This is a genomic window from Streptomyces sp. BV286 (assembly GCF_019090165.1).
Classification (GTDB): Bacteria; Actinomycetota; Actinomycetes; order Streptomycetales; family Streptomycetaceae; genus Streptomyces.
Genome location: NZ_JAHRIB010000003.1, coordinates 1 through 22,694 on the forward strand (window position 1 = coordinate 1; position 22,694 = coordinate 22,694).

Annotated in this window: 21 protein-coding genes; 11 read left to right on the forward strand and 10 right to left on the reverse strand. The window is 70.9% G+C overall.

The features are described 5' to 3' along the window. Nucleotides 1–10 precede the first annotated feature (10 nt). Entirely contained in the window at nucleotides 11–949 is a 939-nt protein-coding gene (gene mmuM, locus KUF83_RS00180; protein ID WP_217452406.1) for a homocysteine S-methyltransferase, read from the reverse strand. A 125-nt stretch (nucleotides 950–1,074) separates the two neighbouring features. On the opposite strand from mmuM, the gene KUF83_RS00185 reads away from it, so the two are divergent. Then, entirely contained in the window at nucleotides 1,075–2,502 is a 1,428-nt protein-coding gene (locus tag KUF83_RS00185) for an amino acid permease (RefSeq protein WP_217452407.1), read from the forward strand. Between the two features lie 18 nt (nucleotides 2,503–2,520). On the opposite strand, the gene KUF83_RS00190 is transcribed toward KUF83_RS00185, so the two are convergent. Beyond that, nucleotides 2,521–4,695 carry an autotransporter gene (locus KUF83_RS00190; RefSeq protein WP_217452408.1) on the reverse strand — a complete coding sequence of 725 codons (2,175 nt, stop codon included), beginning with the start codon at nucleotides 4,693–4,695 and terminating at the stop codon, nucleotides 2,521–2,523. Between the two features lie 283 nt (nucleotides 4,696–4,978). On the opposite strand from KUF83_RS00190, the gene KUF83_RS00195 reads away from it, so the two are divergent. The 4 genes from KUF83_RS00195 to KUF83_RS00210 all read left to right on the forward strand — a co-directional run bounded on the left by KUF83_RS00195 (nucleotide 4,979) and on the right by KUF83_RS00210 (nucleotide 10,555). After that, nucleotides 4,979–6,079, forward strand: coding sequence for a family 43 glycosylhydrolase (locus KUF83_RS00195; protein WP_217452409.1), 1,101 nt, complete (start codon nucleotides 4,979–4,981; stop codon nucleotides 6,077–6,079). Beyond that, nucleotides 6,079–7,491, forward strand: a complete 1,413-nt coding sequence (locus KUF83_RS00200) for an RICIN domain-containing protein (RefSeq protein ID WP_217452410.1) — start codon at nucleotides 6,079–6,081, stop codon at nucleotides 7,489–7,491. The genes KUF83_RS00195 and KUF83_RS00200 overlap by 1 nt, the downstream gene beginning before the upstream one ends. Before the next feature lie 130 nt (nucleotides 7,492–7,621). Beyond that, nucleotides 7,622–8,665, forward strand: coding sequence for a rhamnogalacturonan acetylesterase (locus tag KUF83_RS00205; RefSeq protein WP_217452411.1), 1,044 nt, complete (start codon nucleotides 7,622–7,624; stop codon nucleotides 8,663–8,665). A 162-nt stretch (nucleotides 8,666–8,827) separates the two neighbouring features. Continuing rightward, nucleotides 8,828–10,555: a DUF2264 domain-containing protein gene (locus KUF83_RS00210; protein ID WP_217452412.1), complete on the forward strand. Its 1,728-nt coding sequence runs from the start codon at nucleotides 8,828–8,830 to the stop codon at nucleotides 10,553–10,555. 9 nt (nucleotides 10,556–10,564) lie between these two features. Here KUF83_RS00210 and KUF83_RS00215 read toward each other — a convergent pair whose 3' ends face one another. Further along, nucleotides 10,565–11,059, reverse strand: a complete 495-nt coding sequence (locus tag KUF83_RS00215) for a hypothetical protein (protein ID WP_308402874.1) — start codon at nucleotides 11,057–11,059, stop codon at nucleotides 10,565–10,567. Between the two features lie 180 nt (nucleotides 11,060–11,239). On the opposite strand from KUF83_RS00215, the gene KUF83_RS00220 reads away from it, so the two are divergent. After that, nucleotides 11,240–12,049: an isocitrate lyase/phosphoenolpyruvate mutase family protein gene (locus tag KUF83_RS00220; RefSeq protein WP_308402875.1), complete on the forward strand. Its 810-nt coding sequence runs from the start codon at nucleotides 11,240–11,242 to the stop codon at nucleotides 12,047–12,049. 61 nt (nucleotides 12,050–12,110) lie between these two features. Next, a complete protein-coding gene (locus tag KUF83_RS00225; protein WP_374105946.1) occupies nucleotides 12,111–12,533 on the forward strand; it encodes an NUDIX hydrolase in 423 nt (140 codons plus the stop codon). Here KUF83_RS00225 and KUF83_RS00230 read toward each other — a convergent pair. From KUF83_RS00230 to KUF83_RS00245, 4 genes are all read right to left on the reverse strand, one after another. After that, complete coding sequence (locus KUF83_RS00230) at nucleotides 12,520–13,245, reverse strand: hypothetical protein (RefSeq protein WP_217452414.1); 726 nt, start codon at nucleotides 13,243–13,245, stop codon at nucleotides 12,520–12,522. The genes KUF83_RS00225 and KUF83_RS00230 overlap by 14 nt on opposite strands. Before the next feature lie 16 nt (nucleotides 13,246–13,261). Beyond that, complete coding sequence (locus KUF83_RS00235) at nucleotides 13,262–14,650, reverse strand: hypothetical protein (protein WP_254643151.1); 1,389 nt, start codon at nucleotides 14,648–14,650, stop codon at nucleotides 13,262–13,264. A 129-nt stretch (nucleotides 14,651–14,779) separates the two neighbouring features. After that, complete coding sequence (locus KUF83_RS00240) at nucleotides 14,780–15,361, reverse strand: TetR-like C-terminal domain-containing protein (RefSeq protein WP_217452415.1); 582 nt, start codon at nucleotides 15,359–15,361, stop codon at nucleotides 14,780–14,782. A gap of 343 nt (nucleotides 15,362–15,704) precedes the next feature. Next, entirely contained in the window at nucleotides 15,705–17,030 is a 1,326-nt protein-coding gene (locus KUF83_RS00245) for a jacalin-like lectin (RefSeq protein ID WP_217452416.1), read from the reverse strand. 219 nt (nucleotides 17,031–17,249) lie between these two features. Between KUF83_RS00245 and KUF83_RS00250 the strand changes: the two genes are divergently transcribed. Both KUF83_RS00250 and KUF83_RS00255 read left to right on the forward strand, forming a co-directional pair. Further along, nucleotides 17,250–18,959 (forward strand): PHP domain-containing protein, encoded by a 1,710-nt coding sequence (locus KUF83_RS00250; protein ID WP_217452417.1) that lies wholly within the window; start codon nucleotides 17,250–17,252, stop codon nucleotides 18,957–18,959. A 14-nt stretch (nucleotides 18,960–18,973) separates the two neighbouring features. Beyond that, nucleotides 18,974–19,459, forward strand: a complete 486-nt coding sequence (locus KUF83_RS00255) for a hypothetical protein (RefSeq protein ID WP_217452418.1) — start codon at nucleotides 18,974–18,976, stop codon at nucleotides 19,457–19,459. Here the strand turns inward: KUF83_RS00255 and KUF83_RS00260 are convergent. Further along, complete coding sequence (locus tag KUF83_RS00260; protein WP_217452419.1) at nucleotides 19,434–19,691, reverse strand: DUF397 domain-containing protein; 258 nt, start codon at nucleotides 19,689–19,691, stop codon at nucleotides 19,434–19,436. The genes KUF83_RS00255 and KUF83_RS00260 overlap by 26 nt on opposite strands. After that, entirely contained in the window at nucleotides 19,688–20,515 is an 828-nt protein-coding gene (locus KUF83_RS00265) for a helix-turn-helix transcriptional regulator (RefSeq protein ID WP_217452420.1), read from the reverse strand. The genes KUF83_RS00260 and KUF83_RS00265 overlap by 4 nt, the downstream gene beginning before the upstream one ends. 113 nt (nucleotides 20,516–20,628) lie before the next feature. Here KUF83_RS00265 and KUF83_RS00270 point away from each other — a divergent pair, with 113 nt between their 5' ends. Both KUF83_RS00270 and KUF83_RS00275 read left to right on the forward strand, forming a co-directional pair. After that, a complete protein-coding gene (locus KUF83_RS00270) occupies nucleotides 20,629–21,069 on the forward strand; it encodes an ATP-binding protein (RefSeq protein WP_217452421.1) in 441 nt (146 codons plus the stop codon). 216 nt (nucleotides 21,070–21,285) lie between these two features. Beyond that, nucleotides 21,286–21,540, forward strand: a complete 255-nt coding sequence (locus KUF83_RS00275; RefSeq protein WP_217452422.1) for a hypothetical protein — start codon at nucleotides 21,286–21,288, stop codon at nucleotides 21,538–21,540. 238 nt (nucleotides 21,541–21,778) lie between these two features. On the opposite strand, the gene KUF83_RS00280 is transcribed toward KUF83_RS00275, so the two are convergent. Continuing rightward, nucleotides 21,779–22,489: a peptidase inhibitor family I36 protein gene (locus KUF83_RS00280; protein ID WP_217452423.1), complete on the reverse strand. Its 711-nt coding sequence runs from the start codon at nucleotides 22,487–22,489 to the stop codon at nucleotides 21,779–21,781. Nucleotides 22,490–22,694 lie beyond the last annotated feature (205 nt).

The window sequence follows — 22,694 nt, forward strand, 5'->3', positions numbered from 1 at the left end:
GCGCGAGCCGTCACGCCGGGGTGAGCGCCCGCGCGATCGCCGTGATCGCCTCGGGCCCCACCCGGCAGCATCCGCCGATCAGCCGCGCCCCGGCCCGCTCCCAGCCGGCGACCTGCTCGGGGGTGAAGGTGGCCCGGCCCTGCCAGGCGCGAGCCTGCGCGTCCCAGGTCTCGCCACTGTTCGGATAGACCACGACCGGCTTGCCGGTGACCCGCGCGGCGGTCGCCACCGCCGCGTCCACGTCCTCGGGGGCGCAGCAGTTGACCCCGACCGCGATCACCTCGTCGGCGTCGGCGGCCGGCGCGAAGGCCTCCTCCAACGGCTGCCCGGCCCGCGTCCGGTCACCGGCCACGCTGTACGACAGCCACGCCGGTACGCCGAGCCCCCGCACCGCCCGCAGCAGCGCCCGCGCCTCGTCGGCGTCGGGCACGGTCTCGAGAGCCAGGACGTCGGGGCCCGCCTCCGCCAGGACCTCCAACCGGGGCCGGTGGAAGCGCTCCAGCTCGGCGACGCTCAGCCCGTACCGTCCCCGGTACTCGGAGCCGTCCGCGAGCATCGCCCCGTACGGGCCCACCGACGCCGCCACCCACATCGGCGCGCGCACGCCCTTCGCCCCGGCCTGCCGGGCCGCCTCACGGGCGAGTCGGACACTGAGCCCGAGGAGTTCCGCCGCACGCTCCGCGGAGAGGCCGCGCCGGGCGAAGCCCTCGAAGGTCGCCTGGTAGCTGGAGGTGATCGCCACGTTCGCGCCGGCCTCGAAGTAGGCGAGGTGCGCCTCGGTGATCGCCTCCGGCCGTTCGGCGAGGAGCCGCGCCGACCACAGCTCGTCGCTCAGGTCGTGCCCGGCCGAACCGAGCTGGTTGGACAGACCGCCGTCGAGGACGACCGTGCCGGCGGCGAGGGCCTCGGCGAGGGAGCGGGGGGCGTCGGGGGTGGGGTCGCTGGTCATGCCACGACGCTAGTCGAAGCACGGGCGGGCACCCCCTCTGTGTCCAGTACATGAACAGATCGCCCACCATGTGGGATCGGGGGATACGATCAGCGCCCCCCTCCCTGAACAGACGGACCTCCGCCATGCCTGCCGCAGACACCACCGGCGCCACCGGCGCCGACGCCCTGGAACCCATACCGCCGACCAAGGAAGCCCCGGCGTCGCCCGGCCCCAAGAAGGGCTTCGGCCTGGCCGCCGCCACCGCCCTGGTGATGGGCAACATCATCGGCGGCGGCATCTTCGCGCTGCCCGCCGCCGTCGCCCCGTACGGCACGGTCAGCCTGGTCGCCTTCCTCGTCCTGTCCATCGGCGCGGTGCTGCTCGCGCTGCTGTTCGGGAAGCTCGCGCGCCGCAGCCCCGTCACCGGTGGTCTGTACGTGTATCCGCGCGACGCGTTCGGTGAGTTCGCGGGATTCCTGTCGGCCTGGTCGTACTGGACGATGACCTGGGTCAGCATCGCCGCCCTCGCCGTGGCGACCGTCGGATACGCCGACGTGCTGCTGCCGCTGGACGGCAACCGGGTCCTGGAGGCGAGCGTGGCCGTGGCCGCGCTGTGGCTCCCCGCCGCCGCGAACTTCGCGGGCACCCGCTGGGTCGGCGGGGTGCAGATCGTGTCCACGATCCTGAAGTTCGTGCCGCTGCTCCTCGTCGCCTGCGTCGGCCTCTTCTTCATCGACACCGACAACTTCGGGCCGTTCAACGCCTCCGGGGACAGCGTGCCGGGCGCGCTCGCCGCCTCGGCCGCCCTGCTCCTCTACAGCTTCCTCGGCGTCGAGTCGGCCGCCATGAGCGCGGGCGAGGTCCGCGACCCGGAGCGCACGGTCGGCCGGGCGAGCGTCCTCGGCACGGTCGCCTCGGCGGTCGTCTACCTCCTCGGCACGGTCGCGGTCTTCGGGCTCGTTCCGCACGGGCAGCTCGCCGAGTCCGGGGCGCCCTTCGCCGACGCGGTCGACGCGATGACCGGCGGGCACTGGGGCGGCACGGTCATCGCGGCCGTCGCCGTCGCCTCGATGGTCGGCTGCCTCAACGGCTGGATCCTGATGAGCGCGCAGATGCCGTACGCGGCAGCGCGCGACGGACTGTTCCCGGCGGCGTTCGCCCGCGTCGGCAAGGGCGGCGTCCCCGGTTTCGGTGTCCTCGCGTGCGCGGTGCTCGGCACGGCTCTCATCGGGCTCAACTACACGGCGGGCCCGGACACCACGTTCCGTGTGCTCGTCCTGATCACCACCTTCACCGGCTGCGTGCCGTACCTCCTGTCCGCCGCCGCGCAGTTGTACTGGCTGGCCCGGGGGACACGCGAGCGGGTCCGCCCGGCGGGTCTGGTCCGGGACCTGATCGTCGCCGCGCTCTCCTTCGCCTTCTCGTTCTGGCTGATCGCGGGAGCGGGGTACGCGGCGGTCTACCAGGGCGTGCTGTTCCTGTTCGCGGGCATCCCCGTGTACGTGTGGCTCCGGGGACGCCGGGAGGAGGGCGCGGCCCGCTCGTCGAGCTCTTCTTCGGCGGTCACCTGATCGTTGTCGCGCCCCATGTCAGCGCGTGGAGGCGTGCCGACCGCCCTGCCGCCGGCCGCGGCGGCGCTTGGCCGCCGCGACCAGCAGCGTCGCGAGCAGGCCCAGCGCGGCGGCCACCGGCCACCACGCGCCTGACAGGAAGCCCCGGCCTGCGGCGTTCTGCGGGTGCGCGGCCTTCGGGCCGGACGGCTCCCCGGCCGCGCGGGCGCTCGCGGACGGGCTCGCGGTGGCCGGGGCGAGGACGACGTCGTTCCCGTCGCCGCCCCGGTAGCTGATCCGGTATCCGGCCCCGCCCGCTTCGACCGTGGCACCCTCCTTGAGCCCGCTGAAGGTGCCCGTCGTCCTTCCCCGGCCGACGTGGTCGATGAGGGTGACCGTCTCCGCCCCGGTCTTCGTCCTCGCCCCCGACCCCGCCTTCGACTTCGGCTTCGGCTTCTCCTCGGTCTTCGGGGGAGCGGGCGCGTCAGGGGAGGCAACCGCGCGGGCGTCCAGCCTCCCCGCCAGCGCCACCTTGCCGCCGACCTTCAACGCCCCGCCGCCTGCGACGAGTCGGCCGCCCGCGCGCTGCGCGTAGTCGCCGGTCACCGTCACGCCTCCCGCCACCTTGCCCGTGCTGGTCACCGAGCCGACGACCGTGCCCCTGCCGGACAGTGAGGTGGCCAGGTTCAGCGTCGCTCCGGGCGCGTCGCGGACGTCGAGCCGCGCGCCGGAGCCCGTGAGGCGGATCGCGCGGCTGTGGGCCAGGCCCGTTCCGTCCAGCGCGAGCGTGCCCTTCGTGACGGTCGTCGTCCCCGTGTACGTGACCGCCGCGCCCGTCAGCGTCGCCGTCGCCTTACCCGACTGGGTGAGGGACCCGCTGCCGCCGATCCTGGACAGGACGAGCGGTGCGGCCGTGTTGCGGAGTATCAGCGAGCCGTCGTTGACCACCTTGTAGAGGCGGCCCTTGGTGTGGAGCCCGCCGTCGCCGCCCTTGCGGCCACTGCCCAGCCGCAGGACCGCGCCCTTCTGGACGGTCGTCGAACCGTCGTAGTACTGGACGGCGGCGAAGGTGACGTCGTTGCCCTTCGTCCCCTTGATGACGACGTCACCGGCGCCGGGCGCGGACAGCGTGTCGTGGAACCGGCCGCCACCGATGGGGGCGCCGAGCGTCACCGGCCCGTCGTAGTCGAAGGTGAGCCGTGAACGGGCCCTTGCGGCAAGCAGGTTGATGTAGACGGTCTCCGCCGTCCCCGGCATGAAGATCCTGTCCGTGGTCCCGTCGCCCCACTGGACGTCGGCACCCTTGATGTTGGTGCCGCGCTTGTTGACGTTCTTGCGCGCGGGCCGCCAGTTGAGGGCCGGGTCGCTGAGCGAGGGGTTGGTGTCGCCGCCCCGGTCCGACCAGCTGTACTGGCCGGTCAGCACGACCTTGCTGCCGGGCCGCGACTGGACGTTGATGTCGCTGCCGTACTCCCGCTGGTAGAAGTTCTGCCGCAGGGTGACGGTCTGTCCGAGCGGGGTGTCGACGGTCCATGTGCCCTGGTTGAGGACGGCGCGCGCGTTCGGCAGGGACACCGGGTACTCGGACTTGCCAGCGTCCATCGCGGTGCCGTTGTCGATCACTCCGGAGAACGGGTGCGTGCCCGCGATGTCGAGCTTGCCCCACATGAACCGCGGCTGGCTGACCAGCCCCGAGCCGCTGATCGTGCCGAGGTTGACGGTCCGCACGAGCGACAGCCGCAGCGTGCCGTCGACCCTGATGTTGAGCTGGTTCAGCCGGTAGCCCGGGGTGTCGTACGGAAAGTGCCCGATCAGGCCCGTCCCGCCGCCCGTGCCGTACTGGAGGGTCGCCCCGCGCTCGACGGTGATCGCGGGCGCGTCCGGGTTGCTCACGGTGGTGTACGGGTGATTGCCGCCCTGGGTGGTGACCCGCTGCCGGGACGCGGGCAGCGTGAAGTCGCTGTCCTTGGTGAGGATCAGGGTGCCAGAGCCGCGCACGGTGAGGGTGCCCCGGCCCCGGAACACCCCGTCGTACGTGGTCCGCCCGGCCGGCACGGTCACCACGGTGTCGCCGCTCAGCGTCACGTCGTCCCCGGCGAGCACCGCCGCCGTGACGTCCTTCGCGCCCGCGGGTGCCGCCGTCGCGCCCGGCGCCGCGACTCCCGCCACGACGACGCCGAGCGCGGCGGCCGCCCCCGAGACCCGTGTGCGCATGCCTGCCCTCCGCGCACGAACGTCCGGCGTCCGTACCCGAATCCCTGCCGCCCGTCCGCGGATGTTCTCGTTCACGTCCGTGGAGACGGGCGCACCCGTGCGCCGATAACAAAAACTTCGGCCATCGATGTTTGCCGGCCCAGTTCTTCTCGGTTCGCTCCCGACCCGTTGACCTGCTCGTAACACGCCCTTACCTTTTCGGCGATCGCCATGACAGATCTTGTGCGAAATCCCGAACATTTCTGTTGGCTTTTGTGTCCCCCCACCCTGAGAGGCAGTCAGCATGAGCCGCGACAACGACCTGCCCGAGACCCCGGGCCGCAGAAGGGTGCTGAAGGGGGCCCTGGCCGCGGGAGCCCTGCTGGCCGCTCCCGGTGTGGCCCAGGCCCACGCCGCGGTCCCGGCGAGTGCCCCCGGGGGCCCGGCCGGCGCCCGGTACACCAACCCGCTCGTCCGTAACCGGGCCGACCCGTACATCCACCGTCACACCGACGGCTCCTACTACTTCACGGCCACCGCTCCCGAGTACGACCGGATCATTCTGCGCCGTTCGCGCACCATCCGCGGGATCGCGACCGCCCCCGAGTCCGTCATCTGGACGAAGCACGCGAGCGGTCCGATGGGCGCCCACATCTGGGCGCCCGAGATCCACCGCATCGACGGCAAGTGGTACGTCTACTTCGCCTCGGCGCCCGCCGAGGACATCTGGGCGATCCGTATCTGGGTCCTGGAGAACTCCCACCCCGACCCCCTCAAGGGGACGTGGGTCGAGCGGGGTCAGCTCAGGACCGCCTGGGAGACCTTCTCCCTCGACGCCACGACCTTCACCCACCGGGGCAGCCGCTACCTCGCGTGGGCGCAGCACGAGCCCGGGATGGACAACAACACCGCGGTCTGGCTCTCGAGGATGGCCGACCCGCTCACGCTGACGGGCCCTCAGGTCCGGCTCACCACACCGGAGTACGACTGGGAACGCATCGGCTTCCGGGTCAACGAGGGCCCGTCGGTGATCAAGCGCAACGGCCGTCTCTTCATGTCGTACTCGGCGAGCGCCACCGACTTCAACTACTGCATGGGCCTGCTCACCGCGGATGCCGGCAGTGACCTCATGGACCCCACGAGCTGGGCCAAGTCACCCACCCCGGTCTTCACGAGCAACGACACGACCAAGCAGTACGGCCCCGGCCACAACTGCTTCACGGTCGCCGAGGACGGCCGCACCGACGTCCTCGTCTACCACGCCCGCCAGTACAAGGACATCGTCGGCGACCCGCTGAACGACCCCAACCGGCACACCCGCGTCCAGCGGCTCGGCTGGAAGCGCGACGGCACCCCCGACTTCGGCATCCCCGTGGCCGACAACCCCCCGAAAGAGCGTGCCTGATGAGACGTGCGTACGCGGTACTCCTCGCCCTGTGTCTGGCACTGGCCGGCGCACTCGTCACGGCGGGCCCGGCCCAGGCCGCGCCCCAGACGATCACCAACGGAACGCAGTTCACCGACACCGGTGGCAGCCCCCTGCACGCGCACGGCGGCGGAGTCCTCAAGGTCGGCTCGTACTACTACTGGTTCGGTGAGAACCGGAACTCCGACAACACCTTCCGGTACGTGTCCGCCTACCGTTCCACGGACCTGAAGAACTGGGAGTTCCGCAACCACGTCCTGACCGAGGCCACCGACCCCGAACTGGCGACCGCCAACATCGAGCGGCCCAAGGTCATGTACAACGCGTCCACCGGCAAGTTCGTGATGTGGATGCACAAGGAGAACGGCGTCGACTACAGCGAGGCCCGCGCGGCCGTCGCGGTGTCGGACACGGTCGACGGCGACTACAGCTGGCAGGGCAGTTTCCGGCCGCTGGGCACGCACATGTCCCGTGACATCACGGTGTTCGTGGACTCGGACGGCGCGGGGTACATGGTCTCGGCCGCCCGCGAGAACTACGACCTGCAGATCTACCGGCTGACGGCCGACTACACAGGGATCGCCGGTCTGGTCGCGGACCCCTGGCACGGCGGCCACCGCGAGGCCCCGGCGCTGTTCAAGCGGGGCGGCGTCTACTTCATGCTCACGTCGGGCGCCACCGGCTGGAACCCCAACCAGCAGCAGTACGCCACGGCGACGTCGCTCGCGGGCCCCTGGACGGCGATGGCGAACGTCGGCGACTCGACGACGTACGGCTCGCAGACCGCCTTCGTCCTTCCCGTGCAGGGGAGTTCGGGCACTTCCTACCTCTACCTGGGCGACCGCTGGGGCAACGCCTTCGGTGGCACGGTCAACGACTCCCGTTACGTCTGGCTGCCGCTGACCTTCCCGAGCTCCACCACCATGTCCATGTCCTGGTCCCCGGAGGTCACCGTCGACACGGCCGCCGGGACCGTCACCGGGACGAGCGCCACGTACAACACGCTCATCGCCCGGAACTCCGCCAAGTGCGCCGACGTCACCAGCCAGTCGCTGTGGGCCGGCGCCCAGATCAAGCAGTACACCTGCAACGGCGGCAACAACCAGAAGTACTGGTTCAAGTCGGTCGGCAGCGGCTACTACCAGCTGGTGGCGCGCGGCAGCTCCCTGTGCGTGCAGGAGAACGCCAACACCGTCACACAGGAGAACTGCAACGCCTCGGCGACCGGTCAGCAGTGGTCCCTCACCACCACCGGCTCCTACGTGAACATCAAGTCCCGCGCGAGCGGCGAGTGCCTGGACGTGAACGGCGGATCCACCGCGGACTCGGCTGCGATCATCACGTACACGTGCAACGGGGCGACCAACCAGCAGTGGACCAGAGGGACCTGAAACCTTTCACTCCCTCTAGAAAGCGCTTGCCATTCGAGATACGGTCCAGCCGCCAGGGCCTGTCCGGCATCATCCGCCGGACAGGCCCTGCCGGATCCGTCGCCCGGTTGGACCTGTTGAAGGAGCCGCGTTGAGACGCACGACGATCACCCTGCTGGCCGCGCTGACCGCCGCCTCGGCCCTGTCCGTCGTCCCGGCCGAGGCCCAGTCGCACGGCCGGGGCCAGGGGCTGGAGAACTGCACGGCGACCGCATGCCACTTCGACGTCGCGCCCGGCACGTACGACGTCCGGGTGCGGCTCGGCGGTGACACTGCGGCGAGCACCGGGATCAGCGGCGAGACCCGGCGCACGCTGCTCGCCGAGACGCCCACCGCGGCGGGCGAGCCCGTGACCCGCAGCTTCACCGTGAACGTCCGCACCCCCGAGGGCGAGCCCACCGCGGCCGACGGCACCCCCGGCCTGGACCTGGTCATCGGCGGCTCGGCGCCCGCACTCGCCGACATCCGCGTCACCCCGGCCCGCCGGCACCAGACCCGCCAGATCTTCCTCGTCGGCGACTCCACGGTCTGCGACCAGCCCGGCGACCCCTACTCCGGCTGGGGCCAGCAGCTTCCGCAGTACCTCCGCAAGGGCGCCTCCGTCGCCAACTACGCAGACTCCGGGGAGAGTACGGTCACCTACCTCGCCGACCCGCGGCTCTTCGCGACGGTCCAGCCGCTCGTCCGCAAGGGCGACCTGGTCCTCATCCAGCTCGCCCACAACGACAAGCAGACCGACGCCGCGACGTACCGCGCGAACCTCGAGACGCTCGTCGCGGGCGTACGGGACAAGGGCGGGCGCCCGGTCCTGGTCACCCCCATCGTCCGCCGCTGGTTCAACGCCGACGGCACCCTCGACAACAACACGGCCCTCCTGGTGAACGGCCTCGGAGTCGACCACCCCGCCGTCACCCGCTCGGTCGCCGCCGACCGTCACGTCCCGCTCATCGACCTCACGGCCAGGACCAAGGCACTGGTCGAGTCGCTGGGTGTGGAGGGGTCGAAGGCGCTGTACCTCTACAACGAGAAGCGCGACAACACCCACACCTCCGCACGCGGCGCCACGGCGTACGCGGAACTCGTCCGTGACGAACTGCGTGCCCAACACCTGGTGCCCGGACGCCTGGTGAGGTGAGCTTGACCCCTGGGGCGTCCCGTCCGGAACCGGGGCGCCCCAGGCCCACGCGCGCACACCGTGCCGGCCCGCCCGCGCACACCGCACGACCCCGCACGCGCACACCGCGCTCTTCCGCGGACGCACACCGCACGACCCCGAGCGAGACAGGAAGCCCGACCGATGCCCGCAGGCCCCGCAGGCGTTCCCGAGGACCGCACCCTCAGCCCGTACACCGGATACACGCGCGCCCACTGGGAGGCCGCCGCCGACTCCCTGCTCGCGGCGGTCGAGCCGTACGCGTCCGGGGACCGGGCCCTCTACCATCTGCCCGGCGAGCACACGAGCTGGTCCGGCCGTCTCTCCGACGGGCTGGAGGGATACGCCCGCACGCTGATGCTGGCGGCGTTCCGCCGTGACGAGAAGGCACTGGAGCGGTACGCCGAAGGGCTCGCCGCCGGAACCGCGGGCGTCTGGCCGCGTATCGAGGACCGCAGCCAGCCCCTCGTCGAGGCCGCCTCGATCGCCCTCGCCCTGCGTCTGACCCGCCCCCTCCTCTGGGACCGCCTAGACGACGGCGTGCGGCAGCGGGCCGCGGCCTGGCTCGGGGACGCGCTCACAGCGCAACCCTGGCCCTGCAACTGGGAGTTGTTCCCGGTGACGGTCGGCGGCTTCCTGGCCGAGGTCGGACACGAGCCCGAGCTGTCCCGGGCCGCCGTCGACCGGGGACTCGACCGCATCGAGCAGTGGTACGTCGGCGACGGCTGGTACACCGACGGCGACGGGCGGGCCTTCGACTACTACAACGGCTGGGCGATGCACCTGTATCCGGTGCTGCACGCGTGGCTGGCGGACGACGAGCGCCTGCTGGACCTCTACGGCGGCCGGCTGTCGGCCCATCTCGGCGACTACGCCCGGCTGTTCGGGGGCGACGGCGCGCCGATGCACCAGGGCCGCTCACTGACGTACCGCTTCGCGACGACGGCCCCCCTGTGGCTGGGCGCGCTCACCGGCCGTACACCGCTGCCGCCGGGAGAGACACGGCGGCTGGCGTCCGGCGCGCTGAAGTACTTCCTCGACCGGGGAGCCGTGGACGACCGCGGCCTGCTCACGCCGGGCTGGCACGGCCCCGAACCGGCCGTCCTCCAGGGCTACTCGGGCCCGGCGTCCCCGTACTGGGCGAGCAAGGCATTCCTCGGGCTGCTGCTTGAGCCGGACCACGAGGTGTGGACCGCGGACGAACGGCCCGGCCCGGCGGAACGGGAGGACGCGGCCCGGCCGGTCGGACCGCCCAACTGGCTGCTCCAGTCGACGCGTTCGGACGGACTGGTGCGCCTGCACAACCACGGCAGCGAGGACGTCCGCTACGACCCGTACTACACGCGCCTCGCGTACTCGACGGTCACGGCGCCCACAGCACTCGCTCGGCCTCCGGAGTCGTACGACAACAGTGTGGTCGTGGGCGGCGACCCGAGCCGGACCGGCATCGAGCCACTGGGCGCCGGCGAGGGCTGGGCGGCCTCCCGGCACACGGCGGCCCGGGGAGCAGCCGTCACGAGCCTCGTGCTCGCCGAGGGCGCGGTGGAGGTACGGGCGTTCTGTGTGTCGGGCGCGCCCGAAGGGACGTCGGTGCGGGTCACGGGCTGGACGGCGGGGGAGGGCCTGCGTGCCGAACTCCTGCCCGTGCACGGCCTGTTGGAGGCGCCGGACGGTCCGACGGGCGTCACGACGGCCGCGGACGGCCTGTTCGTGGCCCTCGCCCGTCTCACCGCCGAGCCGGAGCCCGCTCCACTGGAGGAGTCGGTGGAGGTGCGGACGGAGGGGACGGACGGGATCCACGTCCGCTGGAAGGGCGGGGCCGGGGTGCGGGCGCGGCTGCGGGACGGAGAGGTGACGGTCGTGCGCGAGTAAGCGCGCGGGTCACGGGTGCCGGTGCTGAGGCAGTCGCGTGACGCCGACGAACGTCGCCAGAGCAAGGGCCGTCGCGCAGGCGAAGACCCCGAACTCGCCCCACAGGGAGTGCCCGGGGCCGGACACGGCCGTCACGGACCGGACGAAGCCCCAGGAGACCAGCAGCCCCGCCGCGAGGGCCGGCCAGCGGTGCCGCACCCCCTCGATCACGTCGTCGAGCACGGCCAGCCCCGCGGGGATCGCCATCAGCGCCGGCGACACGTCCCCCTCGTCCCAGGTGAATTCCGCGAGAAGAGCGCCCGCGGCCAGGGCGAACAGCCACACCCGCAGCATGGGCACGACCGGGGACGGGCGGCGTGGCATCTCCCGGGGAAGCCAGAAGAACCGCCGCACACTCCGGACGAACCCGTGCTTCCCCCCGCCGGCCATCACCCCGTCCTTCCCGTCCCCGTACGCGCACTCCTGGCGCTGGTTGAGACGTCCGGCCCCCGGCGGGGGTTGCACGGAAGGAGCACATCCGCCTCAGGGCCTGAGCCGGCCGGACAGCGGCCGCCGCGGACGGCCGTTCCGGCTGCCTGCTCAGTGGCCCCGGACGGTTCGGCGGGCGCCGAACCGTACCGCCCCTAACGTTGGCGTATGCCCCCTCACAAAGCTGCCTCGGCCGGAAACCCTCGGCGGAACCCCGTGACCGCGTTCGCCGCGCTCCACCACGCGGACACCCCCCTGCTGCTCCCCAACGCCTGGGACCACGCATCGGCGGCGGCCCTGGCAGCGCAGGGCTTCGCGGCGATCGGCACGACCAGCCTGGGAGTGGCCGCGGCCGCGGGCCTGCCCGACGGAGCGGCGGCGACCCGGGACGCGTCGCTCGCCCTGGCGCTGGCGCTGGGACACGGCCCGTTCCTCCTCTCGGTGGACGCCGAGGGAGGATTCGGCGACGACCCGCAGGACGTCGCCGAGGTCGCCGTCGAACTGGCCGCCGTCGGCGTCGTGGGCATCAACCTGGAGGACGGCCGACCCGACGGCACCCTGGTGCCCGCCGGACTCCACGCGGCGAAGATCGCAGCCGTGAAGTCCGCCGTACCCGGCCTGTTCGTGAACGCCCGCACGGACACCCACTGGCTGCGGGCAGGCGACGAACGCGAGACGGACCGCCGCCTCGACGCCTACCAACAGGCGGGCGCCGACGGCGTGTTCGTCCCCGGACTCTACGACCCGCCCCGGATCGCCGCCCTGGTGGAAACCCTGGACGTCCCTCTCAACATCCTCTACTCACCCACGGGCCCGAGCGTCCCCGTCCTCGCCGATTTGGGCGTACGCCGGATCAGCCTCGGCTCCCTCCTCTACCGCCGGGCCCTGGGCGCGGCCCTGGAGACGGCCGCCCTGATCCGGGCGGGCCACCCCGTCGAGGGGACCGCGCCCACATACAGCGAGGTCCAGGCCCTGGTCCAGCCGGAGCGTCCCGATCGCCCCGGCCCGCGGACCGCTTCCTGGTAGCGTTGATGCTTTCGTGGGTATAGAACCCTGTGGACTCCGACCGGCGAGGGACCGAGGAACCATGGACATGGACATCCCCGGCGACAAGCGACTTGCGGCCGCCGTCGTGATGCACGAAGGCCGCGTGCTGTTGGTGCGCCGCAGCAGGACCGAGCGGTTCCTGCCCGGGGTGTGGGGCGTGCCCTGCGGGAAGCTCGAGCCCGGCGAGAGTCCCGCGGACGGCGTGCTGCGGGAGCTCAAGGAGGAGACCGGGCTCCTCGGCGAGGTCGTCCGCAAGGTCGGCGAATCGTCCTTCCTGAGCGAGTACCACGGGCACGAGATCAAGAACTGGCAGGACAACTTCCTCGTCAGGCCCCTCTCCCGGCACGTCACCCTCCCCGAACCGGACCAGGCGCACGACTGGCTGACCCCGGACCGACTGCACACCGTCGACATCGACGAGTACAACCTGGACATCGTGCGCCAGGCCCTCACGAGCTTCTGAGCAACTCCGCCAGCGCGTTGAGTTCCCCCAGGTAGTCGTCCACGTCCAGTGGCACCTTCGGTACGGTCCCCGGGTGCGGGCCGGCCGCCGTGAACACGTCCGTGTGCCGCCGCCGTCCGCTGCCCGTCTCCAGGAAGAGCGTCACCGTCGGCTCCGCCGTGTCGCACCACGCCCGGTGGAGGGTGTGCGCGGGCAGGGCGTAGGTACTGCCCGCCGTGTACTCCGCGACCTGCGTGAGATGCAGCCGCGCCGGACCCGTGGGCTCCAGCAGCCAGTCGGCCGACCCGTCGGCCAGGGACTCCTGGTAGCTGTCCGCCTCGATTCCGCCGTCGCCCCGGGGCGCGTACAGCTCCATCGCCAGCCGTCCTCGTACGACCGAGGAGGCGAGGGGGGAGCGGTGGTTGTGGATGTCCTCCTTGCCGATCGCACCACGCCCGGCATGCCACAGATGGGCGCGCAGCATGTGGTGCGGGCCGTCGTCGATGAGCAGAAGCTTGTCGAAGCCGAGGACATGACGGTACGAGAGACGGGCGCAGCCGTGCGGATCCCCCTCACCGGAGGCGAGTTCGGCCGTCAGCTCCAGCAGGCGGTCCGGGGTCCCCAGCTCGGCGACGACCGAGCGGGCAGCCAACAGCCGCTCGTGCTCCGGCAGTTCACCGTCCAGAGCCTCGGACAGCAGCCGCCGCGTCGCCAGAACCTGTGGTCCCCCCATGCACGCTCCCTCTGACTCAGCCATGCGGTTGGTATACCCACATGGCATGCGCCCGTAGCGCCGAAAGGCCTTGGTAGGTCATCCACATGGGGCGGCGTAGCTCGCTGGTGTCGTCACGGACCCAGGTCCAGATGCCGTCGGTCTGCCCGGCCCACACGGCACTGACAGCACCGTTCAGCCGCTCACGCCAGTCGTCCTCGATGCCGTCCTCGCGTGCGATGTCGCGGGCGCCGGAGGTGAGCAGGGCGCGGACGACCCAGGAGGCCGTGAAGTGCCGGACGTTCAGGACCTCGTGGCGGGACGGGTCGTCGGTGCGTGGCCTGCGCACCTCCTCGCGGAGGTTGGACAGGTCGAGGCACGCGTCGTGCGGGGCGTCAGGGCAGGCCAGCAGCCAGCGCACGCCGTCCTCGCGGGCCGCACGCGCGTTGCCGCTCTCGCCGCCCAGTACATGGGCCGCACGGTCCAGGGCGACCACCGCCTGGGCGGTGTGCAGCGGCGACGGCGGGCCGTGGAAGGGCGCGAGCCGGTAACCCCAGCAGCGGCGGTGCCGGCGGCGCGGATCGGTGACCGCGCCCTCGACGAGTGCGTCACGCAGCAGTGGCAGCGCGTCCGAACCGGGCGCCGCACGCAGCAGGCCGCGCAGCACGGTCGTCACGACATGCGTCAACTCCCGCCCCGTACGATCGAGTTCCTGAGTGAAGCCCGCCTCGCAGCCCGCCACCTCGTCGGCGAGCCGCTCCCGCGGGGCTCCCGCCCGGGCCAGTGCGCCCAGGACCAGGGCCGTCACCTCGGGGCGGGCCTGGGAGCCCTGTGAGCGGGCCGACCAGCCGCCGTCCGGCAGACGCAGCCGCCACAGCGTGTCCACCAGGTCGCCCGTGCCGATCCGTCCGTCGGGCACTCCCAGGTCGAGCATGGTGTGCAGGCCGTACGCGGTGCCCACGGAGGTGGGCCGGCCGGGGCCGCTCTCGCCGAGGGAGTGCGACCAGCCGGTGAGCCGGCCGCGCACGGGGTCGTCGACGACGCAGATCTGTTCGGCGAGGGTGCCGTAGGCGGCGGCGAAGAGCTCGGGGAGCGGCCCGGGCCCCGCCAGGGCGGCGCTGGAGGGCAGCAACTGTCCCGTACCCGCAGGTGAGTTGTCCTCGTGCCGGGCCCGGAGCAGGGATGCCGACAGCCAGGCCGCGACGGCCGTTCCGAGCCCGCTCACCGCGGCGATTGCGTACCGGGCGCTCTGCCCGCCCATGCCGTCCGGCAGAACCCCCACCAGGGACTGGAACACGGCGTAACCGGCGGCCAGGGAGCCGAATCCGCCCAGCCAGCGCACAAGCCGCGCGGGCCGTGGTCCGTGCGGTACGTGCGGCTCGGGGTCGGGTCTCAACGGACCGCGTCGGAGCTGCTGTTGGGACAAGGCCCGCTCTCCTCCCCCCAGGGCGGCACGTGGCACCGGCGAAGCTTCCAGTCTAAGTGGTCGACGGGACGCCTGGGGCGGAGACCGGAGGCAGTGTTTCCGCCGGGCGCCCCGCGAACTCGACTGTGGTCACGCGTTCTTCTGCTCGCGCGGCCAGTTCTCCAGCAGTACGTGGAGGGCGTCGACGGCCCGGTTCCACGACGTCCGTACGTCACGGGAGGCGCCGAAGCCGCCGGTGGCCTCCAGCGCGCAGTATCCGTGGAAGGTGCTGCGCAACAGCCGGACCGCGTCGGTGAGGTCGGGCTCGTCGAGGCCGTACGCCCGCAGCATCCCGTAGGTGACCTCGGCGGTCCGCCGGAAGGCGGGGGATTCGGACACGAGGCTCTGGTCGATGCGGATCTGGGTGGCCGCGTACCGGCCCGGCCGCTCCAGGGCGTACTCCCGGTAGGCGTCGGCGAAGGCGGCCAGGGCGTCCTTGCCGGCGCGTCCGGCGACCGCCGCGGCGATCCGGTCGATCATCTCGCCGCCCGCGAGGAACGCCATCCGGGTCCGCAGGTCGTGCAGGTTCCTGACGTGCGAGTACAGGCTCGCGTCCTTCACCCCGAACCGCCTGGCCAGCGCGGACAGCGAGACGTTCTCGAAGCCCACCTCGTCCGCGAGGTCGGCGGCGGCCGCGACGACCCGGTCGGTCGTGAGCCCGGCACGGGCCATGATGATCAACCTCTCCCTAGGGTGTCTAGGCAACAGCCTGGAGAGGGTAGCAACCCGCGGCGGCGGCGGGGCCACCTGCCGAGCCGGGGCCGGACGGCGGTCGCGTGACCTGCGTGTCCCCCATGCCCGCATGCCCGCATGAGCCGCATGCCCGCATGAGCCGCATGCCCGCATGAGCCGCATGCCTGCATGAGCCGCATGCCCGCGTGACGCGTCTGGCCCGCGTGCACGCAGTCGGCGGCGGGGACGCGGTCGTCGAGGCGGCCCGTCTCCCGGTTTCGAGCCCGGACGGCCGGCGACGGCCGTCCGGGCTCGCTTCCGTACAGCACGGGTCGGGCCGGGATCAGCCGATCGGCGCGTACAGCACCCCGAGCTTGTCGATCTCGGCGCCGGAGCGGCCGGTGAAGCCGACGATCTGCCAGCCGGCCGGAGCCGTGTACGTCACCGCGGCCGACGTGGGCGAACCGGCCGACACCGTACGGGACTTGTCGGTGGTGAGGGCCGCCGAGAAGATCCGGGTCCGGCCGTCCTTCTGGCCCTGGGTGAGCTTCACCGAGGTGAGGTGTTCGCCGGCGGCGAGGGCGAGGGAGGCCGCCGTACCGCCCGTGCCGCCGTGGGTGAGGGTGGTGCCGCCGTCGAGCGCGAGCGACACCCCGTCGAGGCGGGAGGCACCGCGCAGCGTCACCGTCCGGGGCGCGGGCGTGGCCGGGAGGTCGTCCGCGTCGTTGAACGCCGTGCCGTGCGGGCCGCCGAAGACGTCACTGGCCCGGAGCTTCGAGTTCAGCGTCCAGGAGAAGTCGACCGCGTGCGGGAAGTGGTCGGAGAGGTTGCCGCCGGCCGAGTCCAGGAACTTCGCCCACTCGTTGTTGTAGCGCGTCGCGGAGAGGTTCACCAGGTTGCTGCCGCGGTAGAGGACCTTGTCGACGACCTCGCAGTCGTTGCCCGGCGCGGTGGTGGGGCAGACGATCGCGTCACTGCCCTGTGCCGGGGCGTTGCCGCCGCGGACCAGCTGGACCCACGCGTCGGTCAGACCGTTCTCGTTCGCGAGGGTGCGGATGTTGTCACCGGCGCGCGTGTAACGGGTGTTGGTGTCGCCCATGACGACGACCGCGTTGCCCGCCGAGTTCGCCTGGACGAAGTCGGAGAGCTGGTCGATGTTCTTGCGGCGGGCGGCGAGGGCGTCGTCCGTCGAGTCCGCGTTCGTGTGCACGTTGTAGACGTCGACGAACACACCCTCGGCGAGCCGCACGCGGGCCAGCGAGAAGCCCTTCGGGGTAAGGCAGTTGGTGCCGGTGCAGTCGTTCCACTTCACCCGCTCGAAGTCGTCGAAGGCGTAGTCCGAGAGGGTGTTGAGGCCGTCGCCGAAGGGAACGCCACCGCTGGTGGCCGTGCGGTGCGGGTGGTTGTCGCCCGCGTACAGCGCCGCGTGGTAGTTGAAGTCCTCCTGGACGTTCACTATGTCGTAGGCGCCGAGCCGCGGGGAGATCAGCGGGGTGTTCGTCGCCGGCTTGCCGGAACTCAGCCCTTCGGGGAGTCCCGCGACGTTGTACGTGAGGACGTTGAAGGTGCCGGAGGAGGGGGCGGCGGCGGTCGCGGGAGCAGCGGCTGCCGAGGTGAGCCCGGCAACGGCCAGCGCACCGGCCATCAGGGTGCCGATGAGTCTCTTCATGGGGGGTGTCTCCAGTGCGTCGGAGGAACCTGAACGCTGCTCAGGTTCAAGGTCAGTCAGTGTGACGGACAAGGGCTGTTGGGGGAACAGTGAAGGACGGGAAGACCTGACGCGTCCGTGCCGCCCGGCGATCACCCCCGCGTCGCCCGAAGTTCATGTTTCACATCGAGTCTCCTCACGCGGCCGGTGGGGCCGCCGCAGGACCGAGGAGAGGCCGACATGGGGCACGGGCACACGCACGGACACGGGCATCACCACCACCACGGCAGCGACCATGAGGGTGCCGCGCCCCTTCCGGCGGCCTTCGACACCTCGGTTCCCGACGAGGCACTGACCCCCGACCAGCGCTCGCGCCGCTCCATGTTGCGCCGCGCCGGTCTGCTCGGCGCGGGCCTGGCGACGGCGGGCGTACTCGGCGGCCAGGCGACCGGCACCGCCGCCGCGCAGACGCCCGCCCGGGGCCGCAAGGGCAAGGGCTTCCTCTGGCTGGCCGGCGACCACCACATCCACACGCAGTACAGCAGTGACGGCAAGTACCGCGTCGTCGACCAGGTCCGGCAGGGCGCCAGGCACGGTATGGACTGGCTGGTCATCACGGACCACGGCAGCACGACCCACGCGAAGATCGGCGTGGACAAGGTCAACCCGGACATCAAGGCCGCCCGCGACGCGCACGAGGACACCCTCGTCTTCCAGGGCCTGGAGTGGAACATCCCGGGCGCCGAGCACGGCACGGTCTTCGTGCACCCCGGCAGGAACGAGGTCTCCGTCCTCAAGCAGTTCGAGACCGACTACGACGGCAGCGTGAAGGGCGCCTCCGACTCGACGCCCGCCAACGAGGCCCTCGCCGTCGCCGGCCTCGCCTTCCTCGGCGAGCAGGTGCGCCGACGCAAGGTCAAGGACGCGCTGATGCTCGCCAACCACCCGGCCCGGCGGGGCGTCGACTCGCCGCACGAGATCCGCGCCTGGCGCGACGCGACCCCCGCGAGCCACCAGATCGCCGTCGGCTTCGAGGGCGCCCCGGGCCACCAGGCCGCCGGCCTGCCCGCTCCCCTCGGCATGGGCAGGGCCCGGGGCATCTACGACAACAACCCGAGCGCCAACTCCTTCCCGGGCTACCCGCCGGAGAGCTACCGCACCTGGGGCGGCTTCGACTGGATGACTGCCACGGTCGGCGGCCTGTGGGACAGCCTGCTCGCCGAGGGCAAGGCCTGGTGGATCAGTGCCAACTCCGACTCGCACCAGGTCTACGCGGACACCGCCGTACGCGGCCCCGGCGGCAGTTTCGAGGCCAACGGCAGGTACGAGGACCCGGTCTACGGCGGCAAGATCGACATCACCCAGGGCGACTACTGGCCCGGCCAGTACAGCCGCACCCATGTCGGCGCCGAGGGCTTCTCGTACGCCGCTGTCATGGACGGCATCCGGGCCGGACGCGTGTGGGTCGACCACGGGCAGCTCATCAGCGGTCTCGACGTCCGCCTCTCCGGCGGCAGCCGCTGGGCCACGCTCGGTGGCGCCCTGCACGTCAAGAAGGGCACGAACGTCACCTTGACCGTCGACATCGCACTGGCCCACGGCCCCAACTGGGCTGGCTTCACAACGAAGTTGGCCCGCGTGGACGTCATCCAGGGTGATGTCACCGGCCCGGTCGCCGACAAGGACACGTTCACCGCGCCGACGGCGAAGGTCGTCAAGTCGTACGAGGTGAACAAGTCCACCGGCACGGTTCGCATCACGTACTCCCTCGGCCGCGTCGACCGTCCGCTCTACGTCCGCCTGCGCGGCAGCGACGGCAACCGGTCGGCCGCGGGGGCCATGGGTGCGGCGGTCGACCCCGCGGGCCCGGCCATCGACGTCGTCGGCGACGCCGACCCGTGGAAGGACCTGTGGTTCTACAGCAACCCGGTCTGGGTCCTGCCCGCGTGAATCCGGTTCATGTGATGACGGTCGACGCCGACGTGCGGGAGCTGCGCGCGGCGGACCACCTGCTGCTGGAGCTGGCAGCCGAACTCAACCTCCCCGAGGGCGCGTTCGGCTGCACACACCTGGTACGAGGGGAGCGGCCGCGGGTGGTGATCTCGTTCGCGACAGAGTCCGAGGAGACCGCGCGACGGCTCACGGCCAAGGGGTACGAGGTCACGACCGGCGCACCCGACGAGGTGGGCCGGGCCGTCGTCTACCCGGGGGCCGACGCCCTCACCGGCACGGTGACGGTCGCGGAGCTGCTGTCCGGCTCCGCGATCGACCGGGTCACCGTGCTGGGGTCGGCGGGTGAACCCCCGCCGGACCAAAGGGTGGTGACGAGGGATCACGTCCGCCCGCAGTGGCAGGACGGCGAACTCGTACTCACCCTCATGCCGGCGGTGGGCGGTGTGCTGGTCCCGTTCGAGGTCCGGGACCCTACGCCGTGTTGCGCGGACCACTGACGCCGTCGACGAAGTCCGCCCAAGCGGTGGGGGAGAGGGCGAGCTGCGGGCCGCGGGTGTTCTTGGAGTCCCGAATGTGAACGGTGGTGGGGGAGGCGGCGACTTCGACGCAGTCGTCGCCCGAGCTACCGCTGTAGCTGGACTTGTGCCAGTCCAGGGCCACTTCGTGGCAGTCGCCGGAGTCGTCGCCGCTGTAGCTGCTCTTGAACCAGGCCAGCTCAGTGGTGCTCATAGCGCTCCTCGCATCCGCTCCAGCAGGCTCCGGGAATCGTCCGGGGTGAGAGCCTGTGAACGCAGTTTCGCATAGCGCATGTGGAGGACGCTGATCGTTTTCGGACTAGCGACGAGCTGGCCGCTTTCCTGCCCCTCGCAGTAACCGAACCACTCGTTCTCAGGACTCTCCAGCAACCGGATGGGTCCGTCGAGGCCTGCGTGGACACCACGCGTCAGCGGCATCAACTGCAACTCGACATTGCGCAACTCGGTGACCACCAGGAGGTGATCAATCAGCTCACGCGTGACATCTGTCCCCCCAGTCCGGCGCATGATGACGTGCTCCTCGACGATGAAGCTGAACGCCGTATTGGGCAACTCGGTGAGCAGGCGCTGGCGGTCCGAGCGGGCGGCGAGCTGAGCCTCGATCTGTGCGTCGGTCAGCACAGGCAACCGCTCGTTGAACAAGGTGCGTGCGTACGCCTCCGTCTGGAGAAGGCCCGGCACCAGTCGGTTCTCGAACGTGTAGAGGCTGATCGCCTGCTCCTCAAGGTCCGCCCACCTCCGGAACCAAGAAGCCAACCCGGGCTCCCGCGTGGCGTACTTGGCAGCCACCCGCAGCACCCCGAACGCATCCAGCACCTCCTCCGCCCGCTCGACATACACCCGCGGGGGCAGTCGGCGTCCCTGCTCGATCGACGCCACCGTCGACGACTGATACCGCACCAGCGGTGCGAACTCCTCCTGCGTCAGACCCGCCCGCTTACGGAAAGTCTTGTGGACCAGTCCGAACGTCTTCAGACTGTCCGACGGTTCGGGCTCGTTCGTCGTGCTGTTGGTCATTCCTCCATGGTCACGGAACGTCACCCGTACTGTCCACAGGGTGAACTCGTACGCCGCGCAGCGTACGAGTGGCGTGACTGGTCGAAGGCCCCGCCACCCGGGACCGTTGATCCATGCAAGGAGACACCGGGGTCCAAGTACCCGTCACCGTACGTACGTTCACCCAGCTCTTCAGCTGCACTCCACGAGGGGCCCGGCTCGCGCGGCGGCTGGTCGCGAACCGGATGGACGTGTGGGGGTACGCGTACGACAGCGAGGCGAACGAGTCCGTGGCTCTGGTGGTCGCCGAGCTCGCGGCGAACGCGGTCCGGCACGGGCGGGTCAAGGGACGCGACTTCCGCGTACGGCTGGTGCTGCGGGACGGCGAGGGCGTCGTACGGGCGGAGGTGGCCGACGGGCGGACCGAGCGGCGACCCGTACTCCAGGAGCCGTCGGACGAGGGCGGGCGCGGGCTGCTGATCGTGGCCGCGCTGGCCGAGCGGTGGGGCACGGACCTGTGCCTGGGCGGGACGTACAAGGTGGTGTGGGCGGAGGTCCGGGTGCCGCGCCGGTGACGCCGGTGACGGAGCAGTCGGCTGGAACTGCGGTGAGGGTCCCAGCCGACGTCGCTCCCCCAGGAAGAAGGCATGGAACCGGCGGCGCGGCGAGTCTCCACTTCCCGCCCGGCCCGTCTCCGATTCGCGCACAGAAACCGGGTAACCCTCAGGTAGGTCAATCGATATACCGATAAAAGCCGGACTACCGAACTGGTCGACCGCATCCGCGTCTACATGCTGGCGAACATCTCCGACCCGTCCCTGTGCGTCGACTCGGTCGCGGCGGCCCACGGCATCTCGGCCCGCCAGCTCCACCGCCTCTTCCACCGCACCGGCCTCCTCTCCGCGGCCTGGCTCCGCCGCGACCCCCTCGACCCCGCCCAGGACTGCCGCACGGCAGCCGCCGTCGCCGCCCGCTGGGGCCTGCACATCTACGCCACCTGGCCCCGCGCCCTGCGGTTCAGACGACCGGTTCCAACTTCACTCTGAGCTGGCCAGACGCAGGCAGAGGGCTGTCTGGACGAGGGGCGTGATGCGGGTGTCGAGCAGCGGAGATTTCGGAGGAGCCGCCAGGAATTGAGAGGGTGCCGACGGCTCGCTCGACCAGGGCCTGGAAATCACGAGACCGGCGAGCCAGGCCAGTCGTAATCGCGCAATGCTCCTGGCTCGGGGGTATGCAGCCGGAAGTGCTTACCCGCGAGTGATTTTCCCTTTCCAGCCGCCCCGCCTACGACCTACGGCAGGCTTTGAAGCTGCTGAATTTGTTGTCGTGGAACGAGTCCAGGTTTGAGATCTTGTAATACGGAAGAATGCGGAGCGCATTGCCCGTGAACCAATCGTGGTACGCGGTCAGATTCATTCCCCAGTGCTCTATGTTTTTCGTTGTGTTGACGATCCCTGTAGTTTTGTTGTTGAACCCGACGTCCGAGAAATTGATGCCGGTCGAGCAGTGCGCCCAGTTCCACTGGACCCTCTGCCCCTCGAAGTCCGGGAGCTGGTAGAAGCAGTACCAGCGATTGTCGTTTGCTCCGGCCGGGCAGCCCTCCCAGTCCGCCGCCGCAGCCGTGACCTCATCCATCTCTGCCGCATCGACACCGTTGAGCGCCAGTGAGGCTTCGGACGGAAGCGGAGTCTTTTCCTCTCCGGGGAGAGGGAGTGTTAAAATCACTTCCCCGCCGTTCCATGAGATCTCGTTCGCACTGATCTGCTTTCCGCCATTGTTGGTTTCGGCGAGCTTGGCATCGACTTCAGCCTGGAGTGCTTGCTGATCGTTCAGCGTGAGGCTCTCGATTTCTGCTCTGCTGTCCGAGGCTGCGACCGGCGGCAGTGGCTTCACCTCTTCCGCGCCAGCCGTTGGTGCGCCGATGGCCAGCGTTGAAGCGACCAGTGCAACACCGGCTGCGAGAGGTGCGACAGACAAACGGATGGATCTACCCACAGTCCCGTTTCCTTTCGGTCGTTGATTCGAACACCGTATTTGTAGTGGGGGAAATGTGGGAGGTGGTGCGGGAAATTTTTGAAACTGAGAAGGGTGGTTCCGGTGGTAGATGGAATTCCGATTCTGCTAGTGGTCGTTTCGTTCACTTTGTGGGGTTGACAAGTTGGCCATGGACCTTGGTGTCGACGTACTCCTGTGACTGCTC

Coding starts and splice junctions, on each gene's coding strand:
- KUF83_RS00245 (WP_217452416.1), bottom strand. CDS start 17,030: ATGAAGAGACTCATCGGCACCCTGATGGCCGGTGCGCTGGCCGTTGCC.
- mmuM (WP_217452406.1), bottom strand. CDS start 949: ATGACCAGCGACCCCACCCCCGACGCCCCCCGCTCCCTCGCCGAGGCC.
- KUF83_RS00200 (WP_217452410.1), top strand. CDS start 6,079: ATGAGACGTGCGTACGCGGTACTCCTCGCCCTGTGTCTGGCACTGGCC.
- KUF83_RS00195 (WP_217452409.1), top strand. CDS start 4,979: ATGAGCCGCGACAACGACCTGCCCGAGACCCCGGGCCGCAGAAGGGTG.
- KUF83_RS00225 (WP_374105946.1), top strand. CDS start 12,111: ATGGACATGGACATCCCCGGCGACAAGCGACTTGCGGCCGCCGTCGTG.
- KUF83_RS00265 (WP_217452420.1), bottom strand. CDS start 20,515: ATGACCAACAGCACGACGAACGAGCCCGAACCGTCGGACAGTCTGAAG.
- KUF83_RS00210 (WP_217452412.1), top strand. CDS start 8,828: ATGCCCGCAGGCCCCGCAGGCGTTCCCGAGGACCGCACCCTCAGCCCG.
- KUF83_RS00190 (WP_217452408.1), bottom strand. CDS start 4,695: ATGCGCACACGGGTCTCGGGGGCGGCCGCCGCGCTCGGCGTCGTCGTG.
- KUF83_RS00255 (WP_217452418.1), top strand. CDS start 18,974: ATGACGGTCGACGCCGACGTGCGGGAGCTGCGCGCGGCGGACCACCTG.
- KUF83_RS00230 (WP_217452414.1), bottom strand. CDS start 13,245: ATGGGGGGACCACAGGTTCTGGCGACGCGGCGGCTGCTGTCCGAGGCT.
- KUF83_RS00240 (WP_217452415.1), bottom strand. CDS start 15,361: ATGGCCCGTGCCGGGCTCACGACCGACCGGGTCGTCGCGGCCGCCGCC.
- KUF83_RS00270 (WP_217452421.1), top strand. CDS start 20,629: ATGCAAGGAGACACCGGGGTCCAAGTACCCGTCACCGTACGTACGTTC.
- KUF83_RS00250 (WP_217452417.1), top strand. CDS start 17,250: ATGGGGCACGGGCACACGCACGGACACGGGCATCACCACCACCACGGC.
- KUF83_RS00185 (WP_217452407.1), top strand. CDS start 1,075: ATGCCTGCCGCAGACACCACCGGCGCCACCGGCGCCGACGCCCTGGAA.
- KUF83_RS00275 (WP_217452422.1), top strand. CDS start 21,286: ATGCTGGCGAACATCTCCGACCCGTCCCTGTGCGTCGACTCGGTCGCG.
- KUF83_RS00260 (WP_217452419.1), bottom strand. CDS start 19,691: ATGAGCACCACTGAGCTGGCCTGGTTCAAGAGCAGCTACAGCGGCGAC.